At 38.7% G+C, this 16,829-nt stretch carries 15 protein-coding genes and 1 pseudogene; all 16 read right to left on the bottom strand.

The window, feature by feature from the left end:
• Position 1: 1 nt before the first annotated feature.
• Positions 2-712, bottom strand: coding sequence for an inosine monophosphate cyclohydrolase (locus tag ADJ67_04345; protein ID AKT46953.1), 711 nt, complete (start codon positions 710-712; stop codon positions 2-4).
• Position 713: 1 nt separating this feature from the next.
• Positions 714-1,301 (bottom strand): phosphoribosylglycinamide formyltransferase, encoded by a 588-nt coding sequence (locus tag ADJ67_04340; GenBank protein AKT46952.1) that lies wholly within the window; start codon positions 1,299-1,301, stop codon positions 714-716.
• Positions 1,295-2,335, bottom strand: a complete 1,041-nt coding sequence (locus tag ADJ67_04335; protein ID AKT46951.1) for a phosphoribosylaminoimidazole synthetase — start codon at positions 2,333-2,335, stop codon at positions 1,295-1,297. Before ADJ67_04335 ends, ADJ67_04340 begins: the two co-directional genes overlap by 7 nt.
• Before the next feature lie 24 nt (positions 2,336-2,359).
• On the bottom strand, positions 2,360-3,799 hold the full coding sequence (locus ADJ67_04330; protein ID AKT46950.1) for an amidophosphoribosyltransferase: 1,440 nt from the start codon (positions 3,797-3,799) through the stop codon (positions 2,360-2,362).
• On the bottom strand, positions 3,800-4,297 hold the full coding sequence (locus ADJ67_04325; protein AKT46949.1) for a N5-carboxyaminoimidazole ribonucleotide mutase: 498 nt from the start codon (positions 4,295-4,297) through the stop codon (positions 3,800-3,802).
• A gap of 201 nt (positions 4,298-4,498) precedes the next feature.
• Positions 4,499-4,939, bottom strand: coding sequence for a Holliday junction resolvase (locus ADJ67_04320; protein AKT46948.1), 441 nt, complete (start codon positions 4,937-4,939; stop codon positions 4,499-4,501).
• 60 nt (positions 4,940-4,999) lie between these two features.
• Positions 5,000-5,245, bottom strand: a complete 246-nt coding sequence (locus ADJ67_04315; protein AKT46947.1) for a hypothetical protein — start codon at positions 5,243-5,245, stop codon at positions 5,000-5,002.
• A gap of 41 nt (positions 5,246-5,286) precedes the next feature.
• On the bottom strand, positions 5,287-7,908 hold the full coding sequence (locus tag ADJ67_04310) for an alanyl-tRNA synthetase (GenBank protein ID AKT46946.1): 2,622 nt from the start codon (positions 7,906-7,908) through the stop codon (positions 5,287-5,289).
• A 52-nt stretch (positions 7,909-7,960) separates the two neighbouring features.
• Positions 7,961-9,604 (bottom strand): hypothetical protein, encoded by a 1,644-nt coding sequence (locus tag ADJ67_04305; protein ID AKT46945.1) that lies wholly within the window; start codon positions 9,602-9,604, stop codon positions 7,961-7,963.
• Between the two features lie 61 nt (positions 9,605-9,665).
• On the bottom strand, positions 9,666-10,118 hold the full coding sequence (locus ADJ67_04300; protein ID AKT46944.1) for a nitrogen fixation protein NifU: 453 nt from the start codon (positions 10,116-10,118) through the stop codon (positions 9,666-9,668).
• Between the two features lie 2 nt (positions 10,119-10,120).
• On the bottom strand, positions 10,121-11,290 hold the full coding sequence (locus tag ADJ67_04295) for a cysteine desulfurase (GenBank protein ID AKT46943.1): 1,170 nt from the start codon (positions 11,288-11,290) through the stop codon (positions 10,121-10,123).
• A gap of 110 nt (positions 11,291-11,400) precedes the next feature.
• Positions 11,401-11,592, bottom strand: coding sequence for a hypothetical protein (locus tag ADJ67_04290; protein AKT46942.1), 192 nt, complete (start codon positions 11,590-11,592; stop codon positions 11,401-11,403).
• Positions 11,593-11,651: 59 nt separating this feature from the next.
• Positions 11,652-12,101 (bottom strand): annotated as a pseudogene (locus tag ADJ67_04285) (hypothetical protein).
• Positions 12,102-12,411: 310 nt separating this feature from the next.
• Positions 12,412-13,125, bottom strand: a complete 714-nt coding sequence (locus ADJ67_04280; GenBank protein ID AKT46941.1) for a hypothetical protein — start codon at positions 13,123-13,125, stop codon at positions 12,412-12,414.
• On the bottom strand, positions 13,118-14,992 hold the full coding sequence (locus ADJ67_04275) for a Fe-S oxidoreductase (GenBank protein AKT47671.1): 1,875 nt from the start codon (positions 14,990-14,992) through the stop codon (positions 13,118-13,120). The genes ADJ67_04280 and ADJ67_04275 overlap by 8 nt, the downstream gene beginning before the upstream one ends.
• 496 nt (positions 14,993-15,488) lie before the next feature.
• Entirely contained in the window at positions 15,489-16,790 is a 1,302-nt protein-coding gene (locus tag ADJ67_04270) for a GTPase (protein AKT46940.1), read from the bottom strand.
• Positions 16,791-16,829 lie beyond the last annotated feature (39 nt).

The following is a 16,829-nucleotide window of genomic DNA, read 5'->3' as shown; positions in this document are numbered from 1 at the left end:
CTTACCTCCCAAGCTTGTTGATTATGCGTTCTTCAACATTTCCACCATCAAAATCGGAATACCTTACATAAAGTGAAATCTTATTTTCGCTATCTAGGCTTTCCCAAATTGAACTAGCAAAAGTATCGATATCATTTTCTATTTCTATCTTTGTTGGCTCTCCCTCAAAGCTTGGAAGCGGATTACCATCCTGCACATATGTGTGAATCAAGTGACCGATTCCTGGAACTGATGAATACTCAAAGAAGTTTCTTTGGCAAGTTTCATTATCTGCGTCTTCTCGCTTCAAAATGCTTAGCTTATACTTGAAACCATCCTTTGCATGCTCAACAATACCGCTGATTCTAGGAGTATAGTTTGGTGCATCTGGCTCGTATTCCCTTGTTCTTAGTGCATCCTCAAAGCTCTTTCCATCAGCTAGGAAATCATAAATAGTATCAGTCTGATCACCATTTGTAACGATGAGATTCTGTCCGTGCTTTCTTACAGGATAGTATATTATCAAAGATGGATCAGTAACCTTGCTCTCATCAAAAGGTTTGATCATTAAATTCTCTCCGTCCTTGACAAATACTCTGTTACGACTGTTATCAGAACGTCCCATTATAAAGTATGCACTTGCGCATTTTTGATTGCCCGTAGTGCCGATTATTATGCCTCTTCCACAGTAGGAGTTTCCGCTAATAGCTTGCTTTACTCCGATTTTATTCATTTTATATTTCTCCATTTTTTATCATGAGCGCAACATTCTCAACTGCCTGAGGTAGTATTATATGTTCCGCCTCTGCCATAACTCTCTTTTGTAAATCTTCAGCCGTATCGCCTTCGTGAACTCTTACAGCTTTTTGATCTATAATCTTTCCACCATCTGGGATTTCATTAACAAAATGAACAGTAGCCCCACTGACTTTAACTCCGTATTCAAGAGCTTTTTCGTGAACCTTAAGCCCATAGAAGCCCTTGCCACAAAATGATGGAATCAAAGAAGGATGAACATTTATCATTCTATTGCTATATAGCTTACAAAAGTCTTCACTCAAAATCCTTAGATATCCTGCCAAAACAATAAAATCAATTTCTAGGCTTTTTAGCTTTTCAACAAGTCTTTGCTCATCTTCTATGATAAAAGTCTCTATATCATGCTTTTTTGCCCTCTCAAGTGCATATGCATCCTTGTTATTAGATGCAACTAGACATATCTCTGCGTTCTTAATGATTTCACCGCGACTATCAAGTATTGCCTGAAGATTGGTTCCTCCTCCGGATACAAAGACTGCCACCTTGCATTTTTCGGCTAGCATATCTCTACACCTTCATCCGATTTTGATATAGTTCCAAGAACATAGGCATCTTCACCGTTTTCTTTTAGGACTTTGATGGTTTTATCAATATCGTCTTTTGATACTATGATTGTCATGCCAACACCCATATTGAAAGTATTGAACATATCGCGCTCAGGAATATTTCCTTCCTTTGCGATTAAATCAAAGATAGGAAGCACTTTGATGTCTTCTCTCTTTATTACTGCACCAAGTCCCTCTGGAAGGCTTCTTGGAATATTTTCATAAAACCCACCACCTGTTATGTGTGCTATTGACTTAACCTTAACTTCCTTGAGAAGTGCGAGAACTGGCTTAACATAGATTTTTGTTGGTGTCAAAAGTACCTCGCCTATTGACTTTCCTCCAAGCTCGGAAGCAGGCTTTGATATATCTGCACTTTCTACATCAAAAACCTTTCTCACAAGAGAAAAACCATTTGAATGAACTCCGGATGAAGGAAGTGCAATTATTACATCCCCTTCTTTAACATTGTTCTTATCTAGTACATTTTTCTTATCTACAATGCCTACTGCAAATCCAGCAAGGTCATACTCATCTTCTGGATAAAAACCTGGCATTTCAGCTGTCTCTCCTCCAACAAGAGCTGACTCAGATTGAACACATCCATCAGCCACACCCTTAACAATCATAGCTATCTTTTCAGGATTGTTCTTTCCACAAGCTATGTAATCGAGAAAGCAAAGAGGCTTTGCACCAACGCATATAATATCGTTTACACACATAGCTACGCAGTCGATTCCAACTGTGTCGTGCTTATCTAGAAGAAAGGCCATCTTTAGCTTTGTTCCAACTCCATCGGTTCCGCTAACCAAAACAGGCTTTTCCATTCCTTCTGTATCTAGCTCCATAAGTCCGCCAAATCCACCAACATCAGATGTATTACCGAATACCATTGTTTTAGCTATATGCTGCTTCATCATTTCAACTGAACGATACCCTGCAGTTATATCTACGCCAGCTTCCTTATAGCTATTGCTGAAACTCTTTGACATATCACACACTCCTATTGTTTGACCCTAAATATGTTCTTCATTATCGCTTATATGCTTTTCAAATATAAACTTTTCATCTCCATCTGGAGTTTTTGTTGGATAATCTCCCGTGAAACAGCTATAGCAATAACCAGTATTTTTCTGACTTCCTATCAGCATATTAAGGTGATTAACATCAAGATATCCAACGCTATCAGCACCAACTACTGATGCAATCTCATCTAAACTGTGCTGACATGCTATCAGGTTTTCCTTTGAACTTACATCTGTTCCGTAGTAGCATGGATCTGTGAATGGAGGTGCAGAGGATCTAACATGAATTTCCTTTGCTCCTGCTTCACGAAGAAGTCCTATGATTCTAGCTATTGTAGTTCCTCTAACAATAGAGTCATCAACTAGAACAACTCTCTTGCCATCAACTGTATCCTTTACTACATTTAGCTTTATTCTAACCTTATCCTCTCGGTTCTTTTGACCAGGAGCAATAAAGGTTCTTCCTATATATTTGTTTTTGATAAATCCTATTCCATATGGAATTCCAGACTGCTGTGCATATCCAATAGCAGCATCTAATCCTGAATCGGGAACACCTATTACAACATCTGCCTGAACTGGATGTTCCATCGCAAGACATGCTCCTGCACGCTTACGAGCTTCGTGAACGCTAACACCTTCGATTACTGAATCTGGTCTTGCAAAGTATATGTATTCAAAAATGCATATTTTATGGGGTTCTTTGTTGCAGTGATCTTTGATGGATCTTATTCCATCCTTATCAAATACTAGGATTTCACCTGGCTCTATATCCCTGATATACTCAGCGTTTACAGTATTTAGCGCACATGTTTCTGAAGCAACTACATATGAACCATCGCTTCTCTGTCCGTAACAAAGAGGTCTGAATCCAAATGGGTCACGAACAGCAATTAGCTTGCCCGCAGACATGACAATTAAGGAGTAGGCTCCCTCTAGCTTATCCATAGTTCTATCTATCGCAGTTTCTATGGAATCGCAAGCGATTCTCTCCTTGGTTATTAGATATGCAATTACTTCTGTATCTGTTGTAGTGTGGAAAATAGAACCCTGTGTCTCAAGAGCTTTACGTAGCTCAAAAGAATTTACAAGGTTTCCGTTGTGAGCAAGAGCCATACAGCCCTTGTGATGATTTATAACTATAGGCTGAGAGTTAAGTCTCTCATTTCCTCCTGTAGTACCATAGCGTACATGTCCAACTGCCATGTTTCCTTCGCCTAGGTCCTCTAGGATACTTTGAGTAAAGACATCGTTTACAAGACCGGTATCCTTATATGTCTTAAGAACACCGTCGTCATTAACTACAATTCCGCAGTTTTCCTGTCCTCTGTGTTGAAGGGCAAAAAGTCCGTAATATGTGGTCTTTGCAAGGTCACTTTTTTCTGGCGAATATACACCGAAAACCCCGCATTCTTCCCTTAATCCACTCATTTATCTTCCTCCGAATTTGGCTTCTATTGCAGCATTTTTCTTAAGTACCTTTTCCTTATCCTCTTCTCTCTTTTGGATGAGCATTTTGCTTAGATTATCATCGCTAAGGGCAAGGATTTCTATTGCTAGCAAAGCGGCGTTCTTTGAACCATCAATTGCAACTGTTGCAACCGGTATTCCACTAGGCATCTGTACTGTAGAAAATAGAGCATCTATTCCGTCTAAAGTACCTGATTTTACAGGAATTCCGATTACAGGAAGCGTAGTATTTGCGGCAATAGCTCCTGCTAGATGAGCTGCCTTTCCTGCAGCAGCGATAACTACTCCAAAATTGTTATCGATTGCATTCTTTGTAAAATCGTGAACTACCTCAGGTGTTCTGTGTGCTGACCAAACGTGAACCTCAAAAGGTACATTGAACTCGTTAAGTGTTGAAATTGCTGATTCGACTACTGGCAAATCGCTGTCAGAGCCCATGATTACTGCTACTTTTTTCATTTAAACCACCTCATGCATAAAATATCAAATTCATCTTTATAATAAAAATTTAGCACATTAAAAAAGAGGCTTCAAGATTCGTTCAGATAATATGAAGTTTTTTCTTAGTTTTTTTGAAGTTTTAGGCCTTAAAACCCTAAATACACGAACATTAATATCAATAAAACTATATTGTATTCGTTTTTGATATGATTATCAAAGCTAGAGCATGCTTCCTTTACTATCTAGATAGCTCTGCATGATGATAACGGCAGCTTGTTTATCCACATATTTCTTTCTATCTTCTCTTCTTACATTTCCTGCTATCAAAACATTCTCTGCAAGTTTTGTTGTAAATCTCTCATCCTGCCATACGATTTCAACATCTGCAAGAGCGCTGCTTCTCATCTTATTCTCTAACTTTGTTCGAAACTCTCTAACTTTCTCGGTCTGGATGCTATCAGTTCCATTTAAATTCAGAGGAAGTCCAATTACTACAGTGTCACAGTCATATTCCTTTATTAGTTCAACAACTTTTCCTGTATCTTTCTTTATTCCTATTCTTTCTATTGTCATAAGTCCCTGGCCTGTGATTCCTAGCTCGTCGCTTAAAGCTACTCCAATTGTCTTATCACCTACATCGAGCGCAATTTTTCTTCTCATTCTTTTCTCCTAACTCTTATGTCAAAAAAATACGGCGGGACAAAACCCGCCGAAACATTATTATTTGTTTAGATACTCTTTTAGGATTTCTTCAACCAAATCGTCTCTATCGATACGGCTTATCATCATACGAGCATTGTTGTAGCTTGTTATATATGAAGGATCACCCGAAAGAATGTAACCAACCATCTGGTCGATTCCATTATATCCTCTTTCTTCTAATGCTTCATAGACATCTTTCAAAACTTCCTTGGTAGTTTTTTCCTGTGCCTTATTTGTATCAAACATTATAGTCTTTCTTTCCATCGTGTGCCCTCCTATACTCCAATATCGTTATATTTATTATACTACTTGAATAAATTTTCTGCAAGCACGAAAGCTTCGTCAAGCTTTGATATATCCTTTGCTCCAGCCTGAGCCATATTAGCTTTACCGCCGCCACCACCGCCACAAGCAGCTGCCACTTCCTTAACTATCTTACCAGCATGGAATCCAGCCTCTACAAGGTCATCGCTAAGTGAAACTAAAAGCGCTGCCTTTTCGCCATCTACTGCAGCAAATATCATAGCCACATTATTTGATTCCTTCTTTATGTCATCTGCTAGAGTTCTAAGCTCTCCTGCATCCATAGAATCGAATTTTTTTGTGATCACTTTGATTCCATTTACATCCTTTGCTTCTGCAAGAAGTGATGTTGCTGCATTTCCGAGCTGTGCCTTTTTAAACTCGGCAAGCTCATGCCTTAGATTCTTTAGCTCCTCAGATAATGAAACTATCTTGTTCTTTAGCTGATCCTTATTGCACTTTAGTTCAGCCGAGCAGTCCTCTATAACCTCAGCCTGCTTATTTGCAATATCATACACTGCATAGGCACTTACAGCCTCTATTCTTCTAACGCCTGATGCAACACCTGACTCAGATAGAAGCTTAAGGCATCCGATTTCTCCAGTGTTATGTACGTGTGTGCCTCCACAAAGCTCAACGCTGAAATTACCACAGCTTACCATGCGAACTGTATCACCATACTTTTCACCAAAGAGTGCCATAGCGCCCTTGCTCTTAGCTGTCTCTATATCAGTCTCTAGTGTTTCAACATCTTCAAATCTATTGATTTCTTCGTTTACTATTGCCTCGACTTCCTTGAGCTGTTCCTTTGTTAGGCCCTCAAAGTGGGTGAAGTCAAATCTTAGACTGTTCTCATTTACAAATGAACCTGCCTGCTGAATGTGCTCTCCGACAACCATACGAAGTGCCTTATGTAGCAAGTGAGTTGCCGTATGGTTTCTTGCAACCATGTTCCTTCTCACTCTATCAACAAAGCATGATACGTTATCGCCTACTGAGATCTTACCATTAAGAATCTCCACCTCATGGCAAAATGCTCCGTTCTGCTTACTAACAGATTTAACACTAGCCTTAAAACCATCTGCTTCAATCACACCAGTATCGTAAATCTGTCCACCGCCTTCAGCGTAGAATGGTGTCTGGTCGAGGTAAATTCTAACGGTTTCACCCTGATCAGCAAAATCAGCCATATCACCTGACTTAAGTATAGCTAAAACCTTAGATTCACTAGTCAAAGTATGATATCCAACAAACTTTGTCTCAGGAACATCTACTGCTGTAACAGCTTCCTTCCAGCCTTCTTCATCTTCAGACTTACGGCCAGCTCTTGCCTGTTCCTTCTGCTTTTCCATATTAGCCTTGAAGCCATCTTTGTCAGCTGTGAAATCATTCTCTAAGAGTATTTCTTCTGTAAGTTCTGGTGGAAATCCGTACGTGTCATAGAGCTTAAACATCTTCTCTCCGTCAAGTACAGTCTTACCCTCCTGCTTCATCTCATCGACATAGCCTTGAATAATATCTATACCCTGCTGAATTGTAGAAGCGAACTTCTCTTCTTCAACAGCTATAATCTTCTTAATGAACTGCTGCTTCTCAACTAGTTCAGGATAAGCTTCACCCGATACAGCGATAACTCTGTCAGCCATATCCGAAAGGAATCTACCGTTAATACCGATTAGATTACCGTGTCTTGCAGCTCTTCTTATGATTCTTCTTAGAACGTAACCGCGTCCTTCATTGGATGGAATGATACCATCAGCAATCATAAATACCATCGAGCGGAGGTGATCAGTAATAATTCTAACTGATATGTCTGTTTTCTCAGTACCAGCTTCCTCGTATTTGATTCCTGAAAGCTCAAGAACTCCCTGAAGGATATACTGAATAGTATCTATATCAAATATGGATGTAACACCCTGCATAATACATGCAATTCTCTCAAGACCCATTCCTGTATCGATGTTTGGATGCTCAAGATTGCTGTAGCTACCATCCTCTTCCTTAGAGAACTGTGTGAACACATGGTTCCAAAACTCAACATATCTATCGCATTCACAACCCGGCTTACAATCTTCTCTATCGCATCCATATTCTTCACCTCTATCAAAATAGATTTCTGAACATGGACCGCATGGACCAAGACCGATTTCCCAGAAGTTATCTTCCTTGCCTAGTCTTACTATTCTCTCAGCAGGCATTCCAAGCTTTTCCCAGATTTTCTCAGCTTCTGTATCATCTTCATATACAGTTGCCCAGATTTTATCAGTTGGGAGTTCCAGAACTTTTGTTATGAATTCCCATCCCCATGTTAGAGACTGCTCCTTGAAATAGTCACCAAAGGAGAAGTTACCTAGCATCTCAAAAAATGTACCATGTCTTGATGTGATACCAACATTTTCAATATCACCTGTTCTAATACACTTCTGACATGTAGTCATTCTCTTAGCCGGTGGTGTATCAAGTCCTGCAAAGTATCTCTTCAGAGGTGCCATACCTGAGTTTATAATAAGCAATGATTTATCGTTTTGGGGAACTAATGAAGCGCTCTTTGCTGCATAGTGTCCCTTACTAACATAAAAATCCCTAAAAGATTTTCTTATCTCGTTGAGTCCTTTTTTCTGCAAGGTTCATTCCTCCTATCAAATCTATCCTTAAAGTATATCACTTTTTTACATCTTAGTACACTGTAAAACTATTTATGAGCCTTTCAAATTTCTTAGCTATTTTTAGATCCTTAGGCTCTAGATACATATACAGCTTAATCTTAGGTTCTGTGCCAGAAGGTCTAACAATGAAAGTGCTCTTAGATTCAGTTCTCATAAGCAAAACATCAGCCTTAGGCATTCCAGTCTCATCCTTCAAGAAATCTATACGCTCCTCAAAACTAGCTATCTCAGAAAGCTCATTTGTTCTAAAATAGTCCATTATTCTTGCAATCTGCTTTTCACCTTCTATGCCCTCAAAAACAAAGTTTTCTATACGCTCTATTAGCCTTCCATAGACAGTATTTATCTGATTTAGCCTTTCAAATAGATCAATGCCCTCAGCCTTGTACTGAGCAGCCATGCAAGCGATAAGTAAAGCTGTACTTACTCCATCCTTATCACATATAAATGGCGATACAAGAAATCCGTTACTCTCCTCGTAACCGAAGAAATACTTGCTCTCTACACCATCTTCTCTTAGTCCTGCAATAATCTCACCGATATATTTGAATCCAGTTAGAGTATGCACAACCTCTATACCATTTTCGTCAGCAATTTTATCTATTAAAGGTGAAGATACTATGCTTCTTATACAAATTGAATCTGCATGTTTTTCCTTGAATCTGCAGAGGAAATCAAAGAGTAAAATTCCTATTTGATTACCAGTTAGATTAACCTTCATTCCATCGCTTACAAGCGCGCATCCAATTCTATCGCAATCAGGATCTGTTGCAATAATTATGTCCGCCTTGCACTCATCTAAAGTCTCAAAAGCCTCTGTATATGCGCTCATCTTCTCAGGATTTGGAGATTTGCAAGTAGGAAAGTTAGAATCCGGTTTTTCCTGCGATTTAACAATGCTTATATTATCAAAACCACTATCAGAAAGTACCTTGCTTACATATTTAAGTCCTGCTCCATTTAACGGAGTATAGACTATATGAAGATTCGATTTAGCATCCTTGCTTATTCCTTTAGGTTCAAGTGAATTAACCTTTGATAAAAAATCGTTTTTAATCTCATCATCAAGCATGGTTATGTTTGAATCATCTACATCTACTTCATCAAAGTAATCAAAGCGCTCCTGCTCCTTTAGAATAGAGTCAAGCTCGCTTCCAATTATCTGATATCCATGCTTTCCGTAAACCTTATAACCATTGTAAACTGCTGGATTATGACTCGCCGTAATCATAATTCCATAGTCACATGAAAGCTTAGTAATCGCATATACAAGTACAGGAACGGGCGTTAATTCACTAAATAAGTATGCCTTTATTCCCATTGCTGACATCAAATCAGCTGTCTCACGTGCAAATCTAGATGAATTTTTTCGGCTATCATAGGAAATGACAACTGACTTACTAGCACAATTTTTATTGATATGGCTAGCTAAAGCAAGATTGCTTCTACGCAAAACATAGGTGTTTAAACGATTTGTTCCAGCACCTAAAATGCCACGCATTCCAGATGTTCCAAAATCAAGTTCCTTGTAAAAGCTTTCATTAATTTCTTCGAAATTATCCTTCATCAAAGCGAGTTCTTGCTTTATCTCTTCATCGCTTGCGCAGTCAATCCATCTTTTATATTCATTTAGAATATCAACTTGAATTTCCATTTTCCTACCCATACAAAATCACGGCAGTGCACCTGCACTGCCGCTAAATTATACTAAAATTTTATTCTTCTTCGATCTCGTGATCGTGCTCATCTTCATCAGCATTAGGATCAAATCCCTCTAGTCCAGCGTATGTCTTATTATTCTTCTGTGCATAATCATAGATAGCTGACTTAATAGCATGGTCAGCAAGAACAGAACAGTGAACCTTAACTGCTGGAAGACCGCCTAGCTCATCAACTACATCCTTGTTTGTAATCTTAAGAGCTTCTTCTACTGTCTTACCAATAATCATCTGTGTAGCCATGCTTGATGAAGCGATAGCGCTTCCGCATCCAAAGGTCTTGAACTTGCAATCTGTAATTACATCGTTCTCATCAACCTTAATCTGCATCTGCATCATATCTCCACATACAGGGCTTCCGTAAATACCTGTTCCTGATGGATTTTCTATTTCTCCAACATTCTGTGGATTCATAAAGTTATTCATAACTGTATCGTTATATAGTGCCATAACTATTCTCCTTTCTTAGGGCTTAGAGGTGATAAATCTCTTAGCCATGCAACTACTTTCTTAGTGCATTCTACAGTGTAATCTATATCTTCCTTAGTGGTGAAATCTCCTACTGAAAACCTTACTGTTCCGTGTATCAGCTCTACTGGTACGCCCAAAGCTGAAAGAACATGTGAAGGCTTTAGTGATTTTGATGAACATGCAGATCCAGTTGAAATGCAAATTCCACAAGCATCAAGCTGGATTAGGATTGATTCTCCCTCGATGTACTTAAATGTCACATTTAGGTTTCCTGGATGTCTGTTATCCATTGAACCATTGATGATAACATCTGGAATCTCAGCTGTTAGCTTCTCTGCAAGATAATTTCTTATCTCTGTGCTATGCTTGATATGCTCATCAAGACTATTCAACGCAAGCTCAGCAGCCTTACCGAAGCCAACTATGCCAGCTACATTCTCTGTTCCTGCTCTCTTGCCACTTTCCTGTCCGCCTCCGAAAATCAAAGTGCCTAGCTTAGCGCCACGTCTGATATAAAGTCCGCCAACGCCCTTAGGTCCATATATTTTGTGTGCTGACATCGATAGGAAGTCAACACCAAGATCTTTAACATCGATAGGAACATTTCCTAATGCCTGAACTGCATCTGTATGGAACAAAACGCCATGCTTCTTTGCAATAGCTGCAAGCTCCTTAATAGGATGAATAGTTCCAATCTCATTGTTAACCATCATTATGCTAACCAGGATAGTTGTATCCTTAATAGCTGCCTCAAGCTCTGCTGGATTAAGTCTTCCCTGATCATCTATGCCTAGATATGTTACTTCATATCCGTTCTTCTCTAAATACTCACATGTACGAAGCATAGCTGGATGCTCAGTAACTGTTGTGATTATATGGTTTCCCTTATTCTTAAGTGAACTTGCTACGCCCTTAAGCACCCAGTTATCGGACTCAGAACCGCATCCTGTAAAGTAAACCTCATTAGCCTTTGCATTTATCAATGCTGCTACCTTTTCTCTAGCCTCATCTAGTGCACGTCTTGCTACTAGGCCTGGTGTATATAAGCTAGATGCATTTCCGAAGTGCTCTGTAAGGAATGGTAGCATTTCCTTAAGAACATCTCCCTTAATAGGAGTAGTTGCGGAATTATCAAGATATACCTGTCTCATATATTTCAGCTCCTTCTGTCTGTTTTATCATTATCATTTACGATTTATTTATACCTATATCTTTTGAATTTTAAACAGCATACAATCTAATTAAAATATGATAATCGACATTAGGATTCCTTATTATTCTTAGCATCTGGTTTAATCATATCCAGATGTGAACGTAGGTTATTCTTAAATGAATCGATATACTTGCGTCTTAGCTTATGTTGTTCTTTTTTTTCATCTTCGCTGAGTCCTTCATCAGTTTTTGATTTTTGGGCTAGCTCATTAATGCGTTTAATTTCATCTTCTGTAATCATTGTAATTCTCCTAATATTCAACTCTAATATTATAGCAAAGCACAACGATTCAATCAAGATTATATAGTCACATAAGCTTTAATTTTATCAAATTTTTTAGTGCCTATGCCTTTTACATTCATAAGTTCATCGATTGAACCAAAATAGCCATTTGAACTGCGATATTCTATTATACGTTTTGCCATAGATGGACCTATTCCTGCTATGCTCTCTAATTGATTTTGGTCAGCTTGATTTATATTTACTAATCCACTTACATTACTTGAGATATCAGTATTATCTGTGGCCTGAGAGCCTTGTCCTCCCGTGATTTTGCTTGGAATTACAATCTTTTGCCCATCAGAAACCATAGATGCTCTGTTAATCACATCAGTATTTGCATTTTCACTAAGACCACCCGCCTGCTCTATGAGTTCATAAATCCTAGTTCCTGGTCTAATCTTATATACACCTGGTTTATTTATTTCACCACTTATATCTACAATTAGAATCTCACCAGCTTCAGAATCTTTACCTAGCTTATTTTGTGATTTGTCCTTAGATGAAATCTTTGATTTAGAAGATTTATTAGTAATACTTGTTTTTTTACTTTGTGATTCCTTTAGGCTACTTATAGACGGTGCTTTATCATTATCTACCTTAGGGGATTTTTCCCCATTCATCACAAAAAACAGCAAAGCGGCTATGATTGCAATAATCGTAACCGCTATTTGGACATATTTATTATTTCTTTTAACAAAAGCTTTAGCTGACTGCACATAGCATTCTATATTGTTTGGCACAAATTTTCCTCTTTGCAAAATTTCCCTCCGTTTAAACTTAATTTTCGTATATCAAGTCTAAACCCATTGTTTGGGGAATACAAGAGTCAAATCTCAAAAAATCCCTGCTCACTTCTATATCATATCTTTGGATATCAAGTCCGCTATGCTCTATGAATGTGGTGATAACGAGTTCTGGACTGAGATTTGATGCACTTCCGCAGTCAAGATCAAGCTTTAAAACTATATTTCCGTTTACTTCTTCAGCATCTATTTTACGGATTTTTGATCTAATATCAACCTCGCCTAGCTTCTTTGTCTTCTTCATTCGCTTTAGTGCTATGATGGATTCTCTAGCAATATATGATTTTACATCATCTTTTATCTCGTCAAGCGACTTTTCTAGTGTATCAGGTAAGAAAACGCTATAAACTGCTGAACTTACGGCTGCAGCAAGCGAACCTTGTGTTCCATCAATATAACCACATGCCAAGATACTAATTCCTTCAGGGAACTGCTCGTTTAACTTTAGCAAAATATCATCCTGAGTTGTTTCCTCATATGTGAAGAACTCTATCAGCTCCTGCTTTGATGTATATCCTAGTGAAAGTGGCTGAGCAAAGCTCATTCTAGGATGTGGATTAAAGCCCTTGGAATAGTCTAGCGGAATTCCTGCTCTTTTGAAAGTACGCTTAAAAAGCCTCAGCATATCAAGATGTGAGATATATTTGATGTATCCCTGCTTGCTGAATTCTAAAACAAATCTATTCATAGATACCACCTAACTTACAAACTGTTCTTTTGTTGATTCCACAGCCTGTACAGCCATTTCTGCAGTCTGGTGTAATTTGAGCAACATTAGCACGCTTCCATTCTAGCTTTAGATATTCGTCGCTTACAGAACTATCGATGATGTACCATGGCAAGACTTCGTCGATGTCTCTTTCTCTTTGAGTGTAGAACTCGATGTCAAGACCGCTCTTTTCAATTGCAGTCCTCCATTTTTGTTCATTAAAACACTCAGACCAGCTATCGCGAACGCAGCCTTCCTCATATGCCTTTAGAAGAAGCTTGCCTGTTCTCCTATCTCCGCGAGCAAATGCAGCCTCTAGCACGCTAGTAAAATCGTCATGGTAGTTAAATGTTATGCCTTTGACATATAGAAGTCCTCTAAGGAAGTCATGCTTACGCCTGAATTCTTCTAGGCTATTTTGTCCCATCCACTGAAAAGGAGTAAATGCCTTTGGAACAAAGTTAGAAACGCTGACAGTAACGTTGAATCTACCACCTCTGCCAACTTCCTTCTTTATCTGTAAAATTTTCTTTGCTATATTTGCAATACCCTCTAGATCCTCATCAGTCTCCGTCGGATGACCTATCATAAAGTAAAGCTTGATATTGTTCCAACCAAGCTCTATGGCCTGACGCACTGCTGAGAAAATATCTTCCTCAGTAATACCTTTGTTTATTACATCTCTGAGCCTTTGCGTTCCAGCTTCTGGTGCAAAGGTTAGACCTGATTTTCTGTATTTCTGTATTTCCTGAAGCACGTTAAACGAGAAGCTATCAAGTCTTAGTGATGGAAGTGAAAGTGCAACATTTCTATCTGCACACTTATCCATTACTGATGTAGCTAATGCCTCAAAATCAGAGTAATCACTTGTAGAAAGCGATAGAAGCGAAAGTTCATCATGTCCAGTTGTCTCTAGCTGTCTTTCTACGATACGTTCTATAGTTTCTTTTGATCTTTCTCTGATAGGCCTATAAATCATGCCAGCCTGGCAGAATCTGCATCCTCTAGTACAGCCTCTAAACGTTTCAACAACAGCTCTATCGTGTACTGTATCGATAAACGGAACCATGGGTCTTTCTGGGAATGGAATGTCTTCGATTTCACTTATCAAAGCTCTCTTAACGCGCTTTGGGGCATCTTCTATCAAAGGGACATACTCTTTGACTGTATTGTCCTTGTTATAAACAACATCATAAAATGATGGAATGTAAACTCCATCTGTTTTAACTATTGATTTTAGAAATTCTCTCTTGCTTACGCCCTTCTCTAGGGATTTCTTGTATTCCTTTAGGAAGTAAGGCAAAAGCTCCTCTCCATCACCAATCAAAAATACATCGACAAAATCACTTAGCGGTTCAGGATTATATGCACATGGACCTCCTGCAATAATGAGCGGTTCATCTTCTGCCCTATCCTTTGATTTAAATGTAATCCCTGCAAGACTTAACATATCGAGTATGTTCGTGTATGACATCTCGTACTGAAGCGTAAAGCCTAGAACATCCATATCTCTTACACTTGTCTTTGTCTCAAGAGTGAATAAATCTAGCTTTTCTTCACGCATCAAAGCAGACATATCCTGAGCAGGCGCAAAAACCCTCTCACAATAAATCTCATCTTCCTTATTTAAAATGTTATACAAAATCTGAAGTCCCATATATGACATGCCGATTTCATATAAATCTGGAAAAGCAAAAGCAAACCTAAGCTTATTTTGAGGTTTTTTCTTGCAAATATTCTTCTCCGATCCTATATATCTTGCCGGTTTTTCTACTCGCTTTAGAAGTCTATCGATCTTCTTTGCGCTATCATCATTCCTGAAGAGGCTATCAATTTTTACGCCCATTCTTATCTCTAAAGCCTTGATAAATATCTTGGTCTCTTCCCTTTTTTCTATTAGGATTTTAGTTCTCTCAGCTGTTTTGCCTGGCTTATTTATAAGGTAATCAACACGCTCATCAATTCCAACATATTCATCTTCCTTGACAAGTCTATCAGCTAGGCAGAAAATATCAGTCTCGATTATATTTTCAGGCGCGTTAAACTCATACCTCATATGGTTTCTCACTGCCTTTGCTTCCTGTACATAACCAAGTGATTCAAGTAAATCAGCTGCAGCCTCTCCATGATTATCAGATATTCTCATCAAATCGTGGATAAGACCTGCAGCTCTTACTAAAGACACATCAAAATTATAGCCAGCTTTATTTAGAGCGCTTGCTATCCTTGCTCCTGTCTCACCAACTGCTCTGCAGTGTTTAATTACACGCTCTGGAGTTTCATATTTAGCATAAAGCTCCTTGCAGACTTCTTCGCTGAGACGCTTTTGTTTTTTTGATTCACTACTCATCGTATTCATCATAATATTCAAGCTCAAAGTCGCCAATCTTTACAATATCGCCTTCCTCAAGCCCCATCTTTCGAAGTTTCTTAAGTGCTCCGCTCTTCTCTATATACTTATATAGATATCTCAGAGAACCCATATCATTAAAGTTTGTTGAATCAAATATCTTCTGAAGCTGCTGACCTTCCATAATGTACTGTCCGTTTTCACAGCGAACATCAACTCTTCTATAATCAGCATCGCTAAGCTTTTCTGATTCAAAATCAAAGTACTCATATTCCTCTTCTGGTGGTGGATTTAGCTCTGCCTTTGCCAGTTCCTCAGCAGCAGCTGAAAGCAGTTCCTTAACACCAAGATTTAGAGGTGCAGAAATAGGGAACACCCTATAGCCCTTGCCTTCTACATAAGCCTTGAACTTAAGGTAATTCTCATCATCTTCATCTATCATATCTATCTTGTTAGCAGCTACAAGCATAGGCTTTTGTGTAATCTTATCGCTATATGATTCTAGCTCCTTCATTATCTTATCAAAGTCATCTATAGGATTTCTGCCCTCACAGCCTGAAACATCGACAACATGAATCAGGACTTTGGTTCTCTCGATGTGTTTTAGGAACTTAAAACCTAGTCCAAGCCCCTGATGAGCACCCTCGATGATTCCAGCGATATCAGCCATTACATAGTCTGTATCGTATAGCCTTACTACACCGAGATTAGGATCTATAGTTGTAAAGTGATAGTTTTCTATCTTAGGTCTAGCATTAGTAGCAACAGCAAGAAGACTTGACTTTCCTACATTAGGAAATCCAACAAGACCTACGTCAGCAAGCATCTTAAGTTCAAGAATCACATCTCTTTCCTTAGCCTTATCTCCTGCTTCAGCAAAGTTTGGTGCCTGTCTTATTGAGTTTTTGAAGTGGATATTACCCTTACCGCCTCGTCCGCCTTGAGCAGCAACAAAGCAATCTCCATCCTCCTTAAGATCGTGCATCAAAAGACCAGACTCAGCATCAAAAACCATAGTTCCAACAGGAACCTTTATAACTAAATCTTCTCCTTTTTTGCCATAGCACTTTTTCTTCATGCCGTTTTGACCATTCTCGGCTTCGTATTTTTTCTTGTATCTAAAGTCCATCAAAGTTCTAAGGTTTCTATCAGCAAGGAAAACTACATTTCCTCCGTTTCCACCATCTCCACCATCTGGACCACCTTCAGGAACAAAGGGTTCTCTTCTAAAAGAAACGGCACCGTTTCCTCCCTTGCCTGAAACTATTGTTATTCTTGCTTTATCTACAAGCATATTAACCTCATATCAATTAAATTAACAAAAAAGAGCCTC

The organism is Eubacterium sulci ATCC 35585, assembly GCA_001189495.1.
Classification (GTDB): Bacteria; Bacillota; Clostridia; order Peptostreptococcales; family Anaerovoracaceae; genus Eubacterium_B; species Eubacterium_B sulci.
The sequence above is the reverse complement of the archived record's forward strand: the minus strand, read 5'-3'. Positions and strand labels throughout refer to the sequence as shown.

What these genes read in the sequence shown, in the direction of transcription:
- ADJ67_04345 (AKT46953.1), bottom strand. Translation starts at nt 712, where the DNA reads ATGAATAAAATCGGAGTAAAGCAAGCTATTAGCGGAAACTCCTACTGT.
- ADJ67_04340 (AKT46952.1), bottom strand. Translation starts at nt 1,301, where the DNA reads ATGCTAGCCGAAAAATGCAAGGTGGCAGTCTTTGTATCCGGAGGAGGA.
- ADJ67_04335 (AKT46951.1), bottom strand. Translation starts at nt 2,335, where the DNA reads ATGTCAAAGAGTTTCAGCAATAGCTATAAGGAAGCTGGCGTAGATATA.
- ADJ67_04330 (AKT46950.1), bottom strand. Translation starts at nt 3,799, where the DNA reads ATGAGTGGATTAAGGGAAGAATGCGGGGTTTTCGGTGTATATTCGCCA.
- ADJ67_04325 (AKT46949.1), bottom strand. Translation starts at nt 4,297, where the DNA reads ATGAAAAAAGTAGCAGTAATCATGGGCTCTGACAGCGATTTGCCAGTA.
- ADJ67_04320 (AKT46948.1), bottom strand. Translation starts at nt 4,939, where the DNA reads ATGAGAAGAAAAATTGCGCTCGATGTAGGTGATAAGACAATTGGAGTA.
- ADJ67_04315 (AKT46947.1), bottom strand. Translation starts at nt 5,245, where the DNA reads ATGGAAAGAAAGACTATAATGTTTGATACAAATAAGGCACAGGAAAAA.
- ADJ67_04305 (AKT46945.1), bottom strand. Translation starts at nt 9,604, where the DNA reads ATGGAAATTCAAGTTGATATTCTAAATGAATATAAAAGATGGATTGAC.
- ADJ67_04300 (AKT46944.1), bottom strand. Translation starts at nt 10,118, where the DNA reads ATGGCACTATATAACGATACAGTTATGAATAACTTTATGAATCCACAG.
- ADJ67_04295 (AKT46943.1), bottom strand. Translation starts at nt 11,290, where the DNA reads ATGAGACAGGTATATCTTGATAATTCCGCAACTACTCCTATTAAGGGA.
- ADJ67_04290 (AKT46942.1), bottom strand. Translation starts at nt 11,592, where the DNA reads ATGATTACAGAAGATGAAATTAAACGCATTAATGAGCTAGCCCAAAAA.
- ADJ67_04280 (AKT46941.1), bottom strand. Translation starts at nt 13,125, where the DNA reads ATGAATAGATTTGTTTTAGAATTCAGCAAGCAGGGATACATCAAATAT.
- ADJ67_04275 (AKT47671.1), bottom strand. Translation starts at nt 14,992, where the DNA reads ATGGGCGTAAAAATTGATAGCCTCTTCAGGAATGATGATAGCGCAAAG.
- ADJ67_04270 (AKT46940.1), bottom strand. Translation starts at nt 16,790, where the DNA reads ATGCTTGTAGATAAAGCAAGAATAACAATAGTTTCAGGCAAGGGAGGA.